19 protein-coding genes are annotated in these 16,431 nt (G+C 40.3%); 12 read left to right on the top strand and 7 right to left on the bottom strand.

Annotated elements, in window-relative coordinates:
• The 6 genes from J2746_RS00395 (at position 1) to J2746_RS00420 (ending at position 5,368) form a co-directional block, all read left to right on the top strand.
• Complete coding sequence (locus J2746_RS00395) at positions 1-582, top strand: cobalt-precorrin-7 (C(5))-methyltransferase (protein WP_209614735.1); 582 nt, start codon at positions 1-3, stop codon at positions 580-582.
• A gap of 326 nt (positions 583-908) precedes the next feature.
• Positions 909-1,604 carry an energy-coupling factor ABC transporter permease gene (locus J2746_RS00400; protein WP_209614736.1) on the top strand — a complete coding sequence of 232 codons (696 nt, stop codon included), beginning with the start codon at positions 909-911 and terminating at the stop codon, positions 1,602-1,604.
• Positions 1,601-1,885: an energy-coupling factor ABC transporter substrate-binding protein gene (locus tag J2746_RS00405; RefSeq protein WP_209614737.1), complete on the top strand. Its 285-nt coding sequence runs from the start codon at positions 1,601-1,603 to the stop codon at positions 1,883-1,885. Before J2746_RS00400 ends, J2746_RS00405 begins: the two co-directional genes overlap by 4 nt.
• A 264-nt stretch (positions 1,886-2,149) precedes the next feature.
• Positions 2,150-2,932, top strand: a complete 783-nt coding sequence (gene cbiQ / locus J2746_RS00410) for a cobalt ECF transporter T component CbiQ (protein ID WP_209614741.1) — start codon at positions 2,150-2,152, stop codon at positions 2,930-2,932.
• A gap of 9 nt (positions 2,933-2,941) precedes the next feature.
• Positions 2,942-4,258, top strand: coding sequence for an energy-coupling factor ABC transporter ATP-binding protein (locus J2746_RS00415; protein WP_209614743.1), 1,317 nt, complete (start codon positions 2,942-2,944; stop codon positions 4,256-4,258).
• A gap of 423 nt (positions 4,259-4,681) precedes the next feature.
• Entirely contained in the window at positions 4,682-5,368 is a 687-nt protein-coding gene (locus J2746_RS00420; protein ID WP_209614746.1) for a HoxN/HupN/NixA family nickel/cobalt transporter, read from the top strand.
• An 8-nt stretch (positions 5,369-5,376) separates the two neighbouring features.
• Here J2746_RS00420 and J2746_RS00425 read toward each other — a convergent pair whose 3' ends face one another.
• The 3 genes from J2746_RS00425 to J2746_RS00435 are packed head-to-tail and all read right to left on the bottom strand — an operon-like array spanning position 5,377 to position 7,055.
• Positions 5,377-6,213 (bottom strand): TIM barrel protein, encoded by an 837-nt coding sequence (locus J2746_RS00425; RefSeq protein WP_209615622.1) that lies wholly within the window; start codon positions 6,211-6,213, stop codon positions 5,377-5,379.
• On the bottom strand, positions 6,213-6,545 hold the full coding sequence (locus tag J2746_RS00430) for a hypothetical protein (RefSeq protein WP_209614747.1): 333 nt from the start codon (positions 6,543-6,545) through the stop codon (positions 6,213-6,215). Before J2746_RS00430 ends, J2746_RS00425 begins: the two co-directional genes overlap by 1 nt.
• Before the next feature lie 45 nt (positions 6,546-6,590).
• Complete coding sequence (locus J2746_RS00435) at positions 6,591-7,055, bottom strand: phosphopantetheine adenylyltransferase (RefSeq protein WP_209614749.1); 465 nt, start codon at positions 7,053-7,055, stop codon at positions 6,591-6,593.
• A 160-nt stretch (positions 7,056-7,215) separates the two neighbouring features.
• Between J2746_RS00435 and radA the strand changes: the two genes are divergently transcribed.
• Both radA and J2746_RS00445 read left to right on the top strand, forming a co-directional pair.
• Entirely contained in the window at positions 7,216-8,193 is a 978-nt protein-coding gene (gene radA / locus J2746_RS00440; protein ID WP_209614750.1) for a DNA repair and recombination protein RadA, read from the top strand.
• A gap of 121 nt (positions 8,194-8,314) precedes the next feature.
• Positions 8,315-8,995, top strand: coding sequence for a phosphoglycolate phosphatase (locus J2746_RS00445; RefSeq protein ID WP_209614752.1), 681 nt, complete (start codon positions 8,315-8,317; stop codon positions 8,993-8,995).
• A 97-nt stretch (positions 8,996-9,092) separates the two neighbouring features.
• On the opposite strand, the gene J2746_RS00450 is transcribed toward J2746_RS00445, so the two are convergent.
• On the bottom strand, positions 9,093-9,371 hold the full coding sequence (locus J2746_RS00450) for a PRC-barrel domain-containing protein (RefSeq protein ID WP_209615625.1): 279 nt from the start codon (positions 9,369-9,371) through the stop codon (positions 9,093-9,095).
• A 48-nt stretch (positions 9,372-9,419) separates the two neighbouring features.
• Positions 9,420-11,657: a CDC48 family AAA ATPase gene (locus tag J2746_RS00455; protein ID WP_209615627.1), complete on the bottom strand. Its 2,238-nt coding sequence runs from the start codon at positions 11,655-11,657 to the stop codon at positions 9,420-9,422.
• 255 nt (positions 11,658-11,912) lie between these two features.
• Between J2746_RS00455 and J2746_RS00460 the strand changes: the two genes are divergently transcribed.
• From J2746_RS00460 to J2746_RS00470, 3 genes are all read left to right on the top strand, one after another.
• A complete protein-coding gene (locus J2746_RS00460) occupies positions 11,913-12,125 on the top strand; it encodes a TRAM domain-containing RNA chaperone (protein ID WP_209614755.1) in 213 nt (70 codons plus the stop codon).
• A gap of 125 nt (positions 12,126-12,250) precedes the next feature.
• Positions 12,251-12,901 carry a flavodoxin family protein gene (locus J2746_RS00465; RefSeq protein ID WP_209614756.1) on the top strand — a complete coding sequence of 217 codons (651 nt, stop codon included), beginning with the start codon at positions 12,251-12,253 and terminating at the stop codon, positions 12,899-12,901.
• A 116-nt stretch (positions 12,902-13,017) separates the two neighbouring features.
• Entirely contained in the window at positions 13,018-13,212 is a 195-nt protein-coding gene (locus J2746_RS00470; protein ID WP_245249933.1) for a DUF378 domain-containing protein, read from the top strand.
• 56 nt (positions 13,213-13,268) lie between these two features.
• On the opposite strand, the gene purL is transcribed toward J2746_RS00470, so the two are convergent.
• Together purL and J2746_RS00480 are read right to left on the bottom strand one after the other, a co-directional pair.
• On the bottom strand, positions 13,269-15,416 hold the full coding sequence (purL, locus tag J2746_RS00475; RefSeq protein WP_209614760.1) for a phosphoribosylformylglycinamidine synthase subunit PurL: 2,148 nt from the start codon (positions 15,414-15,416) through the stop codon (positions 13,269-13,271).
• Between the two features lie 132 nt (positions 15,417-15,548).
• Positions 15,549-15,914 carry a DUF192 domain-containing protein gene (locus J2746_RS00480; RefSeq protein ID WP_209614762.1) on the bottom strand — a complete coding sequence of 122 codons (366 nt, stop codon included), beginning with the start codon at positions 15,912-15,914 and terminating at the stop codon, positions 15,549-15,551.
• An 85-nt stretch (positions 15,915-15,999) separates the two neighbouring features.
• Between J2746_RS00480 and yciH the strand changes: the two genes are divergently transcribed.
• The gene (gene yciH / locus J2746_RS00485) at positions 16,000-16,308 is read left to right on the top strand and encodes a stress response translation initiation inhibitor YciH (protein ID WP_209614764.1); all 309 of its coding nucleotides are present in this window, start codon (positions 16,000-16,002) and stop codon (positions 16,306-16,308) included.
• The last annotated feature ends 123 nt before the right edge of the window (positions 16,309-16,431 follow it).

Genomic DNA, 16,431 nt, shown 5'->3' on the forward strand with positions numbered 1-16,431 from the left:
ATGATTGTAGTGGGCGTTGGTGTCGGTCCGAATATGTTGACGCAGGAAGCGATAGAAGTAATCAGCAATGCTCCTGTTGTCTATGGTTCAAAGCGCTCCATTGAAATTGCAGAACGGTTCATCAAATGCAAAGCTAATTTAATTAAAGATTATAAAAGTCTCCATCTTTTACCGGAGGGTGCGGTTATTCTTTCCACTGGTGACCCAATGTTTTCAGGACTTGGCAAGTTTGCCACGAGCAAGGACAGGATTGTTACGGGTGTATCGTCCATACAGGCAGCATGTGCTCGTTTCCATGTGGATATGTCTACATTGGCAATAATCACTGCACATGGCAGGGATCCGGCTCCTGCAAAAGAGGCTTTGATCAGGGAAGTAGGTCTCGGAAAAAATATTTTCCTGCTTCCTGCTGGTAATTTTGGTGTAAAGGAAGTTGCATCATTACTCCATGAAATGGGTGTAAGCGCTAAGCTGCATATCTATGAGGACATTGGTTATCCTGATGAACGTGCTGTAAGTGGTACTATAGACGAACCACCTGAGAATAAGTCAGATATGTATTGCATTTTGGTTGTGCTTTAAGTTCTTCAAATTCATTTTTTTATCATAAATCAATTTATTATGTTTTTGTTTATGCCATAGTTTTATCATTGTTGTTGTATCTTTTAAAGGGGGTTTTTGATGATACAATTTATGGTCTATGTAAATTAGTGTTCTCTGAATATCTATGGTTGTTATCCTATGTGAAAACAGTATTAATCTTATGTGTGAATCGTTATGTTTATGTACCATAACATATTACACTTTGTATCCAAATCAACTTTAGTTGTTTAAACTATTTGACTTAATTTAGTTGATCAGGTATGGTTTATAGATAATTATGGTGACAAAATGGAAGGTGACAAATAATGCATGTATTTGAGGGTTTCTTACCATCACCCTGGTGGCAGTTATGGTTTGTATTCTCTATTCCGGTTATATTGTATGGAATGTACAAACTGAATAAACTTGTAAGCGAAAGAAGGGAAGTTGTACCTCTGCTGGCAGTGGCTGGTGCCTTCATATTCGTTCTCTCATCTCTTAAACTTCCTTCAGTAACAGGAAGTTCTTCACATCCGACCGGTACAGGAATGGCAGCCATTCTCTTTGGCCCTGCAATCACAGCTGTGCTCGGTGTAATTGTTCTTCTTTATCAGGCTCTTTTCCTGGCGCACGGTGGGATCACCACACTTGGTGCAAACACTGCATCAATGGCGATCATTGGTCCTCTTGTTGCTTATCTTTTCTACAGGGCAGCAGCAAAGTCAGGTATGAACTTTTATCTTAATGTTTTCCTTGCGACTGCGATTGCAGATTGGGTGACATATGTGGTAACTTCGGCACAACTGGCGCTGGCCTTCCCTTCGGCAGAAGGTGGGATATTGGGATCATTTACAGCATTTGCAACAGTATTTGCAACAACGCAGGTTCCACTTGCAATAATGGAAGGTGCTCTTACAGCTCTTATCATGAAGTATGTTGTACAGATAAAGAGCGATGTCCTGGTTGATCTTGATGTACTCACTACAAGCGCAGTGACAAAACTCAAGGAGGCAATGGAATGAAGCTGGAATATCTGGTAGCTATTGTTGTTATCTTATTCGCTGCTCAGTTCTTTTATGGTGTAGCAGCACATCCTGACTCCGAATTCGGTGGTGCAGACGGTGCAGCAGAAGATGTGATCACTGAAATCAATCCAGACTACGAGCCATGGTTTGCAGGAATTGGCTTTGAACCACCTGGTGGCGAAACAGAAAGTCTGCTCTTTGCACTTCAGGCTGCATTCGGTGCAATTGTAATTGGGTACACCATTGGCTACTATAAAGGCAAAGGTGATAGTAATTAATCTTTGACGTGCTTCTCTTAAGAGGCACGTTTCTCTTTTCATTTCCAGTATGGTTTTTTGGAAACAATTTCTTTTGAGTTAATATGCTTGTTTTCAAAGTGATTTATTCAGATTGATTTATTCATCTTTTTTTATTAGTATGCTTGTAAGCTTTAAACTAAACAACGAAATGCTTATGTATAAAGCTCTATATCGTAATTCATTAAACTTGTACAGCTATTATTTAAACAATTTGTATTGTTTTATAATTGGTTTGATCTAAAAATGGCACATATACTTGATGACTATGCGGTACTGAGTCCGCTCAGGTACAAAAACAACTGGCTTAAAATAGCTATTGTGACTTTTGGCCTACTTGCGGGCGTATCTTCCAATTCTCCGCTGGTGCCCTTTCTTATAGCGATTTGTATGAGTTTTGCAACTCTTTACTTTGCAAAGGTTCCTGCATCCTTCTATTTTAGGATACTTGCAGCTCCTGCTGGTTTTGTTATAGTCAGCGTGGTCATAATTGCATTCTTCTTTGGTGAAGGTGCCAAATTATTCTCTTTTGATGTATTTGGTCTTACTCTTGGAGTCAGTAAAGCGGGTCTTGATATGGCTCTTTTAGTTTTTGCACGCACACTTGGCGGTATGTCATGTCTGTTCTTTCTTTCTCTTACAACACCTATGATAGAGCTTTTTTCAGTTCTTAAAGCAACTAAACTTCCAGATTCATTCCTGGAGATAGCTATGATGATGTATCGTTACATCTTCGTTTTTCTTGATGTTGCAGTAGGTGTGAAGTATGCCCAATCTGTAAGGCTTGGTTATAAGGATTTTAAGACCTCTTTCAGGTCAATGGTTATGCTGGGAACAAATCTTTTTATTCGTTCATGGGAGCAGGGTGAGAAGATTTACGTCTCCATGAATGCGCGTTGTTATGATGGAAAATTGATACTGCTGGATGATAAAAGACCTGTGGAAATGCCTGAATTAATGTTGACCCTTGCTTATTTTGCATTGGTGGTGCTGACTTTTTACTTTACCCGGACTGTGTCCGTTCTTTGAGGTGAGATATTGGTTATATTAGAAACAAAACATCTTAGTTTTTCCTATCCAGATGGCACTCTTGCCCTTGATAATATTAGTGTTGTCATTGAGAAAGGTAAAAAAATAGCCTTTGTCGGACGCAATGGTTCCGGAAAATCAACATTGTTTCTATCAATGAACGGAACTCACCGTCCTAAAAAGGGTGAAATACTCTTTCATGGAAAACCCATGAAATATGATTCAAAATCCCTGAGGGAGATCAGAAAGAACATCGGTATTGTTTTTCAGAATTCAGATGATCAGATATTTGCTCCTACTATTTACCAGGATGTTGCATTCGGACCAACAAACCTTGGTTATTCAAAAGATAAGGTTGAAGATATTGTTAATAAGACGCTTGAATATGTGGGCCTGACACACCTTAAGGACAAACCTCCTCATCATTTAAGTGGCGGTCAGAAAAAGAGAGTGGCTATTGCTGGAATTGTTGCAATGGACCCTGAGGTTATCATTCTTGACGAGCCACTTGCAAATCTGGATCCTGTGGGTGCTGATGAGGTAATGGACCTGCTCAATGAGCTGAACTATTTTGGTAAAACAATCATTATTTCAACACATGATGTGAATCTGGCATATGGATGGGCAGATTATGTTTTTTTAATGAATGAGCATAAAGTGATCAGTGAAGGTACTCCTGAAGCCATCTTCATGCATGATGATAATTTGAAAGCTGCTTACCTCAGAAGACCCGTTACTCTTGAGATCTACGAAGAGATCAAACGAAGAGGTCTTGTAAAGCCACAGTGTTGTCCTCGTGATATTCCTGATCTTGTTCATTCTTTACGTTCACAACAATTATTATGGGCAAAGGTGCCATCAGAGGTAAAAGAAGGGGATTACATCAATCTTGGGATCCTTTACGGCGATTATGCACCAGAATCTGGATATGAAGCTGCAAACTGTAAAGTCCTCCACGTTCATGAGGATGGACTTGCCATTGTTGAGATGGACAGAAAGCCTTACAGGGCTGGTTCCATTGGAATATATGATACCGAGTATTACTCCAAAGATGAGCTGCTTGATATAATCGACAGGGATGAAATTGAATGCATTGGTGCAATGGGTAAGAGGAGCAAGATACTGGCAGAGGGGGATGAGATATATCTTCATATAACTGCCGGGGTTGTGGACCGTTCGATCCTCAATTCACTTGCAGGTCAGCGTTGTCTTATTCTCACGAATGGGGGAATGGTTGGACACGCACTGGAAAGAATAAAGGATTACATGCAAAAGAGTGGTATCAATATCCCTGTTACTGTTGTAAATCCAAATCAGGAATCCTGATACTTAAACACCATATTCAAGTTTTCTGCTTTAATTTCCTTTCAGTATTTGGTTTATAGACTTTTCTAAAACCAATACAGCTTTAGTACTATTTTTTTATTTAAAAATATTACAGATAGCATTCTGAGTTAAAAATGGTATTTTCTGTTTATTATTATGCAGCTTAATTTAAATAAGACTATTATATGCTACTATCAACTGTATTTATCCTATTTCCAGCATTATATTTGTCTCTATTTTGTTATTTACAATCTCCTGATTTTTATGTATAATTTGCGTTGGGTGATATTGTAATACTATTTTATTCTTATGTAACATACTTATTCATAATGTATTTATATAGTCAATATATATTCGTATTACTAATGACTACTAACGTTTATTTGCATTTTCACATTCAACAATTAAAGGGGAACAATGATCATGGATATACTTTCATTTGGAACACAAACACTTTCTTCGGAATTTAGCTTTTTGATTATCGCATCAGCTTTCCTGCTTGGTGCACTGCATGCACTTGAGCCCGGTCATGGAAAATCTATCATGGCTGTTTTTGTAATGGGTACAGATGCAAAGCTCAAAGATGCACTTCTCCTTGGGCTAACTATTGTTGTCTCTCACGTAATAGTGGTGCTTGCAATGGGAGTTGCATCAATTTATCTTGTAGAAGCATTGAATGTCGATACAACTCACGATATCATGAGTGTTGTAGGAGGAGTTGTTCTAATTGGTGTAGGTGCATGGATCCTGAGAAAATACTTCCATCCTCACGAGCATTCCATAGACACAAAAAAAGGTGTAATTGCAATAGGACTTTCAACAGGACTTATTCCATGTCCTGCTGCACTTGCAGTATTGTTGTTCAGCATTGCAAATAACCAGGTATATAACGGTCTGATATATGTGCTGATATTCAGTGCAGGTCTGGCAATAGCTATCACTTCACTGTCAGTCGTATTCGTTAAAGGAAAAGGCTTTATTGAGAGTTATGTTAGCAGTACAAAGATAAATAGACTTCCACTTGTGAGTGGTTCTGTTATAGTGGCAATTGGTATTTTCACATTGATACATCCATTGATGGAGCATGTAGCGCCATCAATTCACATATAAAGAGGGGTTTATAACCCTTCATATGTTTTTTTCATCAGCAAGGCATCCCCTTCATTATCCGGGCTTTCGCAAATCAGAAGTCCTTTTACTTTAAAATCCTTAAGGACCTGCATTAGTTCTGCATATTGGAGGTCAGAATCATCAAGGTTCAAATGATTCCTTTCTCCTTTTTTACCATATTCAATTCCTGATACATGCATGTGCATATCATGCAGTCCTTCCCGACCAAGTTCATTTTCTATCAATTCCATTGTTGTATAAAACTCATCATAGCTGTTCTCAGCTCCGTTACTTCTTGCGTGCAGATGGGCAAAATCAATACATGGAAGTACGTTATCTATATCAACACCAAGTCTGACATTTTCTTCAAGGCTTCCGAACTGGGTTCCTTTGCCTGTGGTCTCCGGTCGAAGTATAACTTCGATTCCCTCATCTGTCAGTCTGGAACTGAGTTCTTTAAGCAGGGTGGCAACCTTATCATACACTTTTTCAGGCCTGTCTTTATGGTAATAGGCTGGATGGAATACAATATTCCTTGCACCGCAGAGATTTCCTATTCTTGATGATCTATAGATCCTTTCGACACTCGCATCAACCTTTTCGGATTCAAGGGAGTTGAGATTAATGTAATATGGAGCGTGTACACTGAGTGCTATCTGTTCTTCCTCTGCTTTTTCGAAAATCTTTCCTGCAGTAGCTTCTCCCATCTTGACCCCACGGACAAATTCAAGTTCCATGCAGTCAAGCCCAAGTTCCTTTACCCTTTCAATTCCGGAGATGCTGTTTCTTTTCTTTGAGCTTTTCGGAGTACCGGCTGTTCCGAAAAGAAGTCTGGAAGGCTTCATCATGCCATTCCGAGCTTTGCCTTGAGTTCCTTCATCTTTTCAGTTGAGAGTTTTTCCTCAACCAGTTCTATGAAGGTGTCAACATCTTCTTCCTCAAGGGACCTGATGTCTTCTTTTCCTTCCATTGCAAGCTGGAAAAGGTATTCCATCTCACCTGTGTCCAGTTTCTCCATCCTGGCTCTAAAATCCTGTGCATCCTCGGCTATCTTATGGGATATTGGTCTGAGGATAAAAGGATAGTTATGTCCGGCATTTGACATTGTGTTTCCGCTGAGTTCCGGTGCAAGCTTGTTAAATATTTGATTGTCCATTTCGCTGAATACTCGGCCCATGCAACTTAGTTGTAAAAAATAGTTTATAAAATTATGTTCTGATAATCAGGAATGAGATCTCAGATGACCATGAATGTCGATTTCTCCCTGCACAATGCGTGTTGATGAGATTGGTTTTTCATCATCTGCAAGTACGAATTCCACCCTGACAACATCTATTACCCTCATGTTTTTCTCATGTCTGAGATTATTGATTTTCAGAGCTACGGGATAGGTTTCCGGAGAAACTACAATATAGTCGTAGTCTTTTTTCAGTGTTTTACCATAAGGATCATTCAATTCAAGTATTGTGTAATTCTGGCCGGGTGCTATCTCATTGATATAGTCAATAAGTTTTTTCTTTCGGATATTATAGTCAGGAACCTGACGCGGACGTTTGTTTGCCATCTCATTGGATGTGAGTCCGATATCCAATTCTTCTCCATTGGCAAGCTCGAATGCTTTTTTTATAAGTTCTTTGTGTCCGTCATGGAGACATTCAAATGTTCCACCTACTACTACTCTGGCCATTGCTTCCTAATGATTTATTTTGCTGATAAGTCTTGTCGTATGTTTTGTATATATATATAATACTTTCACCCCGCTTTCTTCAGGTATATATACTCAAAAATCAATTAGGTAATCGAATTGTGCACCAGAAGAAAACATGTGCACCCAGGAGTTAAGATAAATGTCAGAAGTGTTATTAGAAGAACTGGACCATGTAGGTCCGGCAACCGCGCAGAAATTGAAAGATTCAGGATTTACAACAGTTGAGTCAATTGCTGTTTCCTCACCACCAGAACTTGCAACAGCTGCAGAAATTGGTGAATCGACTGCTTCAAAGATAATTCTTGCAGCCCGTCAGTCTGCAGATATTGGTGGTTTTGAGACCGGTGATGTTGTAATGGAGCGCAGGAAGCTTGTGGGCAAGCTTTCCACAGGATGTACGGAATTTGACGAAATGATGGGCGGTGGTATAGACACTCAGGCAATTACTGAACTCTATGGTGAATTCGGTTCCGGTAAAACACAGGTTGCGCACCAGCTGGCCGTTAATGTACAACTTCCAAGAGAGCAGGGAGGACTTGGAGGTTCTGTTGTAATTATAGATACTGAGAATACTTTCAGACCTGAAAGAATAAGACAAATGGTTGATGGTCTGTCTGAAAAATATGGCCAGGAATATGATTATGAAGAATTTCTTAAGCACATACATGTGGCGCGTGCTTATAATTCAAATCACCAGATACTTCTTGTTGATTCGGCAATGGAACTTGCCAATGAGCTCAAGGATTCTGAAATGCCGGTAAGGCTTTTTATTGTGGATTCACTTACAGCTCACTTCAGGGCAGAATATATCGGTAGAGGGACTCTTGCAGACAGGCAGCAGAAACTCAATAAACACCTACATGGCCTGCAAAAATGTGCTGACCTCTACAATGCTTCTGTAATAGTGACAAATCAGGTAATGTCCAAGCCTGATGCATTCTTTGGTGATCCTACAAAGCCAATTGGCGGGCATATTGTAGGGCACACAGCAACTTTCAGGCTTTATCTGCGTAAATCCAAGGGAGATAAGAGAATAGTTAAACTTGTTGACTCTCCAAACCTTCCGGACGGAGAAGCAATTATTTCCGTAACCACGCCTGGTCTGCGTGATCCATGATATCACTAAAAATAAATGAATCTCCTTAATGGGGATTATATTTCTTTTTTAAAGATCAAAAATAATCTCTTTTATAGTCAACACTGAAAACACTTTTATTTCTAAATGCCTTCTATTGCTTATGAAATTTAAGGCCATTGTTATTGACATCGATGGAACTATTACTCATCATGATCGCAAGCTCAGCCTGGAAGCTGCTTCAAAGCTGCGTACCCTTGATATGCCTGTTGTGATAGCTACAGGAAATGTGCTTTGCTATGCCAAAGCCGCCGCCAAACTTGTTGGTGTGTGTTGTAATATCATAGCAGAGAATGGTGGTGTCATAATTGATGGATTTGATAATGAGCCAATCGTATCCGATGTGATCCATGAATGTGAGGAAGCCTTCGAGTTCTTATCCTCTGAGTTTGATATGGAAAAGCTTGATTCTGTTCACAGGAGAACCGAGATTGTTCTCAGGAGCAATTTCGATGTGGTAAAAGCCGGTGAAATACTGGAATCGCATTTCCCGAACGTTGAGATCATAGACACACATTTTGCTATACACATTAAGAGTAGAAAGATAAACAAAGGAACAGGACTTTTGAAAATGGCCGAGTTGATGAGAATTGAAACATCGGATTTCGTTGCTATCGGTGATTCGGTAAATGATCTGGAAATGCTTCAGGAAGCTGGATTTGCAATTGCAGTTGGAAATGCCGATGATTTTCTGAAAGACATTGCTGACTATGTCAGCACAGAAACTTATGGCAATGGAACTGTGGAAGCAATAGAATACCTGCAGTCCAAAGGTCTGATCTGAAAATCCTGTAATCCGGAATTAAAAAAGGAGATGGAGCTGCAATAATTATTTCAGGCTATTTGCAGCTTATCTATTGTTTGTATAATTACCTGTAAGATTATATTTCGACAACTGGCTCAGGCTGCATTCCGCGAGCTATGTTCTTGTCAACAACGATATAGTCTTTGATAGCTCTGACTGATTCGAAAGGCAGCAGTATGTACTGTTCATCAGCCTTGTATTTTGAAGTATCAAGACTCATGTCCGGTTTAACTATCAGATCAATCAGGTCTCCTGTCTTGATATCCATAACTATATTGTATAGAATCCCAATTTCTGTTCCATCTGTTGCCATTACCTGCTTGCTAGATAGGTTTTTTGCAAAGACATTTGCCATTTTCATTCGCCCCTTGATATAAATGTCACATTTAAATTTTTCATATATTTATCTGTATCCTATATAAGAACTTGCTTCTTCTTTCCTGATGCCACCCTTGAATTGTGCCTGGATCTTCTCGTAGTAATCAACAAGATTTTCTGACAATGTTGGCCTGACTTTGTTGAGAGCACTTTTGAAATATTTCATGCTTACCTTTTCTACATCGAAATCCTCTCTAAGTGCCAGCATGACAGCTTCCCTGCACACTGCTTCGATATCTGCTCCCACGAATCCTTCTGTAATGGTTGCAAGATCGTCAATGGTCACATCATCTCCCAGTGGTATATTCCTTGCGTGGATCTTGAATATCTCCTTCCTTCCTGCATAGGTGGATTGTCCTACAAGTACCATTCTGTCAAACCTTCCTGATCTAAGAAGGGCCGGATCAATTATATCCGGACGGTTTGTTGCGGCAACCACTACTATTTCCTTTAATGGCTCAAGACCATCTAGTTCTGTAAGAAGCTGGTTAACAATCCTTTCTGAGACCTTTGAATCTTCAGATGCTGCACTCCTCATTGGTGCAATGGAATCTATCTCGTCAAAGAATACAATACAAGGCGCCACCTGTCTTGCTTTCTTGAAAGTTTCCCTTATTGCTTTCTCGGATTCTCCTACCCATTTGGAGAGCATTTGTGGTCCCTTTACACTGATGAAGTTTGCATTTGATTCATTTGCCACTGCCTGTGCCATCAGTGTTTTTCCCGTTCCAGGAGGTCCGAAGAGTAAAACTCCTTTTGGAGGTTTGATGCCCATGGTGACAAATCTTTCAGGTCTTGTAAGAGGCCATTCCACAGCTTCTTTGATCTCCTGTTTGGCTTTGTCGAGCCCTCCGATATCATCCCATTTAACATCCGGGACCTCAACGAGGACTTCTCTCATTGCAGATGGTTCGATCTCTCTCAGTGCATTCTCAAAGTCATCTTTGCAGACTACAATACTTTCCAGTATTTCCTGTGGAATATCCTCTTCCTCAAGATTGATGTCAGGTAATGCTCTTCTTAATGAACGCATTGCAGCTTCCTGAACAAGAGCCAGAAGATCCGCTCCCACAAATGCCTGTGTATGCTTTGAAATATAATCCAGGAAATCTTCATCAATATCATCTGCAAGAGGTACGCCACGTGTGTGTATCTGCATTATTTCAAGACGGTCATCATTGTCAGGAACTCCTATCTCTATCTCCCTGTCAAATCTGCCGGGTCTTCTAAGTGCAGGATCTATTGCATCAACACGGTTTGTAGCTCCAATCACAACGACCTGTCCTCTTTCTTCCAGGCCATCCATCATTGTAAGTAACTGAGCCACAACTCTGCGCTCAACTTCTCCTGTCACATTCTGTCTTTTAGGTGCGATAGAGTCAATCTCATCAATGAATATTATGGAAGGTGCGTCATCTTCTGCTTCTTCGAATATCTTACGGATACGTTCTTCACTCTCTCCGTAGTACTTACCCATGATCTCAGGACCGGCAATATAAAGGAAATTCGCTCTGGATTCATTTGCCACTGCTTTTGCAATTAATGTTTTTCCCGTGCCTGGAGGTCCGTAGAGGATAATTCCTTTTGGTGGATCTATATTAAGTCTCTGGAAAAGTTCAGGATGTTTAAGGGGGAGTTCTATCATTTCCCTGACACGCTGTATCTCTGATCCGAGTCCGCCTATATCTTCATAAGTGACTCCTCTTGTGGCACCGTCATAACCACGAACAGGTTTCTGGCGAAGTTCTATTTCAGTGAACTCTCCGATTATCAGTATTTCCTCTTTAGGTTCAGTTTCAACAGCAATAAGTGGAATGGCCTGTCCGCCACCCATCTGTGTGGTCATTGGCTGGGTCATTGAACTTATAATAGGGATGATGTCTCCTTCAACAAGAGGACGCTTCATGATATTACGTTTGATTATCTCACTGATATGGTCTCCGTACTCCATTGTGACGCCTTCCGGAGGTGCCAGAACGACTTTTGTAGCAGTTACAACTTCTACTTTTCTGATGGTAATCCTTTCTCCAATCCCTACGCCAGCGTTCTGCCTTATAAAACCGTCTATTCTGACAATACCCTGTCCCCAGTCCTGCCTTTCAGCTCTCCATACCTTTGCTGCTGTTTTTCTCTTTCCCTCAATCTCAACGATATCTCCGGGAGAGAGTTGAAGGCTCAGGAGCGTAGTAGGGTCCAGACGTATTATTCCCCTTCCAAAATCATTAGGATGGGCTTTTTCAACTTTAATCTGTACTTCATCCATTGTATTCATCCCTATAATTACTTTGAACAATCTATGAGCTTGTGATTTATATCTACCTATTTTATTCTAAAGAATAAATAAGATATGGTTTCCGTACTGACCCTGTTTCGGATTGAGAAAGTTTAAATATATGGCGTGTGTACATATCGCTGTAAGATTTGATACTATTCTGGATTCATTGACATTACGCTTTTATTGCGGTTTTTTTCAGTATGGTTTTCAGTCTTAACTTTGAATTAAAGGACGTGCATTATTTTGTTCGATAACAATGACAGAGAATCAACAGCTCCTGTTGATGTTGGAGAGACCTACGAAGTAACAATTGAAGATATTGCAAGAGAAGGAGATGGCATTGCCAGGGTAGAAGGCTTTGTGATCTTTGTGCCTGATACTCAGGTCGGTGACACTGTAAATATAAAGATCACACGAGTATTGCGCAAATTCGGATTTGCAGAAAAGGAAGAATAAACCTTTTAAGAATGGTTTTACCATTCTTCTTTACTTTTGTTCTATTTTAAGTATTTCTACGTTTTTATTTTATTCTCCAGATGTCAAAGGAAATCTATTTATCTATCGATATCCCATTTTTTTGTATGGGGTTAAAAGCATTATTTCTGAATTGTACTTTGAAACGTTCACCTGAAATCTCAAACACAAGAGCTCTTATTGATAAAGCTGTTAAGCTTTTTGAGGAACTTGATGTTGAAAGTGAGGTTGTCAGGGTTGCAGACTATAACGTTAAGTTTGGCGTATCTTCTGATGAAGGTGAAGGCGATGAATGGCCTTTAATATTGGAAAAGGTAAAAGCCAGCGACATTCTTGTCATAGGTTCTCCTATATGGATGGGTGTGCGTTCTTCTGTTGCACAGCTGGTTCTGGAGAGACTTGATGGGACCTATGCGGAAAGCGATCCTGAAACAGGCCAGTTCCCTTTATACGGAAAAGTGGCTGGTGTAGTTATAACCGGTAATGAGGATGGAGCTCATGATGTTGCAGCCAATACGTTATTCAATCTTACGCATTTAGGGTGCACAGTTCCTCCCAATGTTGACTCTTATTGGGTAGGCGATGCAGGCCCGGGTCCAAGCTACATTGCTGCCGGAGGAGAGAGGCATCTCTATACCAACAAGACTGTAAGGTATATGGTTAACAACCTTGCATTCTTTGCAAAATTGCTGAAGGAAAATCCGATTCCCACAAATATAAATCAGCTCTATGAGGATGCACTGAAAGAAAGCAAATGATGAATAGAACTTTTTATTATATTGGCATTATTTAACATTTCAACAGTTATATATAATCACAAAACAAATACGATGTATTGGTAAAGGGGTTAAAGGGAGGTGAAACTTTGCCACAAATGAATAGTCTTGACTGGATAGCCATGATACTGGTCATAATAGGAGGTCTGAACTGGGGTTTGTTTGGTATCTCTTCTAATCTGAATCTGGTAGATATGATCTTCGGATACAGTATCATAGCCAGAATTGTTTATATTCTGGTTGGTCTGTCTGCATTGTATATGATTTATTTTGCAGTTCAAAATAAAGAATAAGTTGTAATTACAATGTATATCGAAAAGTAGTATTTATAAAAAGTATATGATGATGGTTATTCCATCATCAATTTCATGAGGCTTTCTCTTGCCTCTTTTATTTCTTCAAGAGTTAATTCTGTTTTTGACTCTCCTATCCGGATTCTCAGGCTGCTTCCGCCAGTAGTTCCTATAACTGTGTATGGCACTTCTGCAAGCATTTCCTTCACAGCATCCGGTTCAGAAGTCGCTATGAGTGCTCTTGCGTATGATTCAGAGAACAGGATATCATCAGCTCTAAAACCTTCTGCTACATTGCTGAGATCAACTTCAGCACCTGTGTTCTCACACATTTCTGCTAATGCAACTGCAATTCCTCCCATTGATACGTCATGCGATGCGGTAATCTTCCCACTCTCCGCAAGGTTAATTATTGCATCAATAATGGTGGTTACATTTTCAGGAACTTGTGGTGCCTTACCATACTTTTCTTTTCCTATGATGTTATAGTATTCAGAGCCTCCAAGTTCATCGGATGTTGCTCCTATCAGAATTATTGTGTCACCTTCATTTGAGAATACGCCTGCAGGTGCTTTAGTTACATCCCTGATGTAACCTGCAAGACCGATAGATGGTGTTGGGACGATTGCGGTATTAAATTCACCACTTTCATTGTACAGGGAAACATTTCCTCCGACAACAGGTATTGACAGGTCTCTTGCAGCATCTCCAAGTCCCAGAATTGCGTGCTTGAACTGCCAGTATATGTCAGGTCTTTCAGGGTTTCCGAAGTTCAGGCAATCTACAATTGCCAACCCGCGCGCACCTTTTACCGCAAGGTTCATTGCATTCTCAACAACTGTTCCTTTACCGCCTGCATAGGGGTCAAGTAATGTGTGTCTTGGATTGCATCCGCATGAAAGTGCTATTCCTTCATTTCCATCGATTCTTAATATGCCTGCATCATCACCTGGTTTTGTAACAGTTCTGACCTGTACTTCATGGTCGTACTGCCTGTAGATCCATCTCTTTGATGCTACATTGTGTGATGATAATACATCGTGAATTGCTTTTTTGAGATTTACAGGAAGTTCTGGTTTTTCTCCGATGTCACGCTCTTCAGGAGCACTTGACGGACGCTCAAAGGTTGGCGCGCCTTCAGTGAGAAGTTTGACCGGAATATCTGCTGCAATCTCTCCCTTGAATTCAACAGTATAATTAAGTTCCTTTGTGAGCTCTCCGATCATACTTCCGTTAAGATCGTATTTCTTTGCTATCTCAAGTACTGCATCAACATTCTCAGGTTCAACTTCAAGGAGCATACGTTCCTGTGATTCTGCAATGAGTATCTCGTATGGTGTCATACCGGTTTCACGAAGGATGACATTGTCAGCGATGATCTTCATTCCGAGTTCGCCCTTGGATGCCATTTCTGAACTTGCACCTGCAAGTCCTGCTGCACCAAGATCTCTGCATGATTTCACGTATCCTTTTCCGATTGCTTCAAGGGTTGCTTCGATAAGGAGTTTCTCTGTGAACGGGTCACCGATCTGAATACTTGGCCTGTCCTCTGCTTCAGAATCTTCTGAAAGGTCCCTTGATGCGAATGATGCCCCGCCAAGCCCGTCTCTTCCGGTGGTCGATCCCATAAGAATAAGTTTGTTACCTGCTTTCTGAGCGCATGCGGTCACAACATCTTTTTCGCGTGCAAGACCTACTGCAACCACGTTCACAAGAGGGTTCCCACTGTACGTTCTGTCAAAGAAAGCTTCTCCGCGTACAACAGGCACACCGATACAGTTTCCGTATCCTGCAATTCCCTCTATGATATGCTCAAAGAGATAGAGGTTCTTGGGGTTGTCAAGAGGTCCGAAATAAAGCGGGTCCATAAGTGCTATTGGCCTTGCTCCCATGGAAATAATATCACGCACAATACCACCGACCCCGGTGGCTGCGCCATTGTATGGATCAACGTATGATGGGTGGTTGTGGCTCTCCATTCCTATTGCAAGAACCCATCCGTCTCCAAAACCGATAATCGCTGCATCGTCACCAGGTCCGATTATGACCTTGTCTCCGGTAGTTGTAAAGGTTTTGAGCAGTGGTGCGCTTGAGCGGTATGAGCAGTGCTCACTCCACAGATTAAGGAAGCATCCCTGTTCTACGAGATTAGGTTCTCTTCCCATTTTCTCTGTTATGATCTTTAAGTCATCTTCAGGTAACATTCATGTTCCTCGGTAATTGAGTATTATTATAATATGATGATTCTATCAGGGCTTTAAAGAACCCGGAATGTAATAAACATTTCTTTGAACAGGTTTTAACATCTGTTTCTCTCTGTGTCCCTGATAAGCAATTTATCTTCCTTGGCAGCGATTCTCAAAATCAAAAATATCGCCTTTCTCTATTCTCAGTTTTTCGGATTTACCGTGGGATGTTTCTATGATGTATTTCACCTTTTTTGAGCAGGAGCAGGTTCCTATCCATGCCTTCATACTGGATACTTTTATGACCTTTTTCTCATCATCAAGGAAAATAACATCTATTGGATAATTGACAAATAGCATATGCAACGAAACTCTCTGGCTTTTTTTCATGACAAATACCAGTGCATAGTTGTCTGGTATTCTCCTGCTGAACATGAGCCCCCTGACCTGCTTTATCATACTACAGGCAAAATCAACGTCCGTTGCGACCTCTTTACCATTAGATTTTAATATCATCGAAGTTTTACTCTATTCATCTATTTTAATTAAATGCATATGGAGTGTTTAAAATAGATAATAATGTCGGAGGAAATACCACAAGATGAGTTCTGAAATGTGTTCGGTCTGTGGCTTGCCAAAAGAGCTTTGTATATGCGAAGAAGTGGCAAAAGAACAGCAAAGAATAACGGTAAAAGTAAACAGAAGAAGATACGGTAAAGAAGTAACAGTTGTAGAGGGTTTCGATGCCCATGAGATTGATCTTCACGAACTTTCAACCTATCTTAAGTCTAAATTTGCATGCGGTGGAACAGTAAAAGGCAGTTCTGTAGAATTGCAGGGTAATCACCTGAACCGTATGAAAGATGTCCTTATTCAAAAGGGATTTTCTCCAGATCAGATAAAGGATTAATATTATTCTTGCATGTGTGGCTCTTCCACACATATTTTTCCAGCATATGTATTAATTTTATTCTTTAGCATACTTGCTGAAGGATATTTATTTATTGAAGTCTTATCTTCTTATTATAGATAC

The sequence above is a fragment of the Methanolobus bombayensis genome, from assembly GCF_017873415.1.
Taxonomy (GTDB): Archaea; Halobacteriota; Methanosarcinia; order Methanosarcinales; family Methanosarcinaceae; genus Methanolobus; species Methanolobus bombayensis.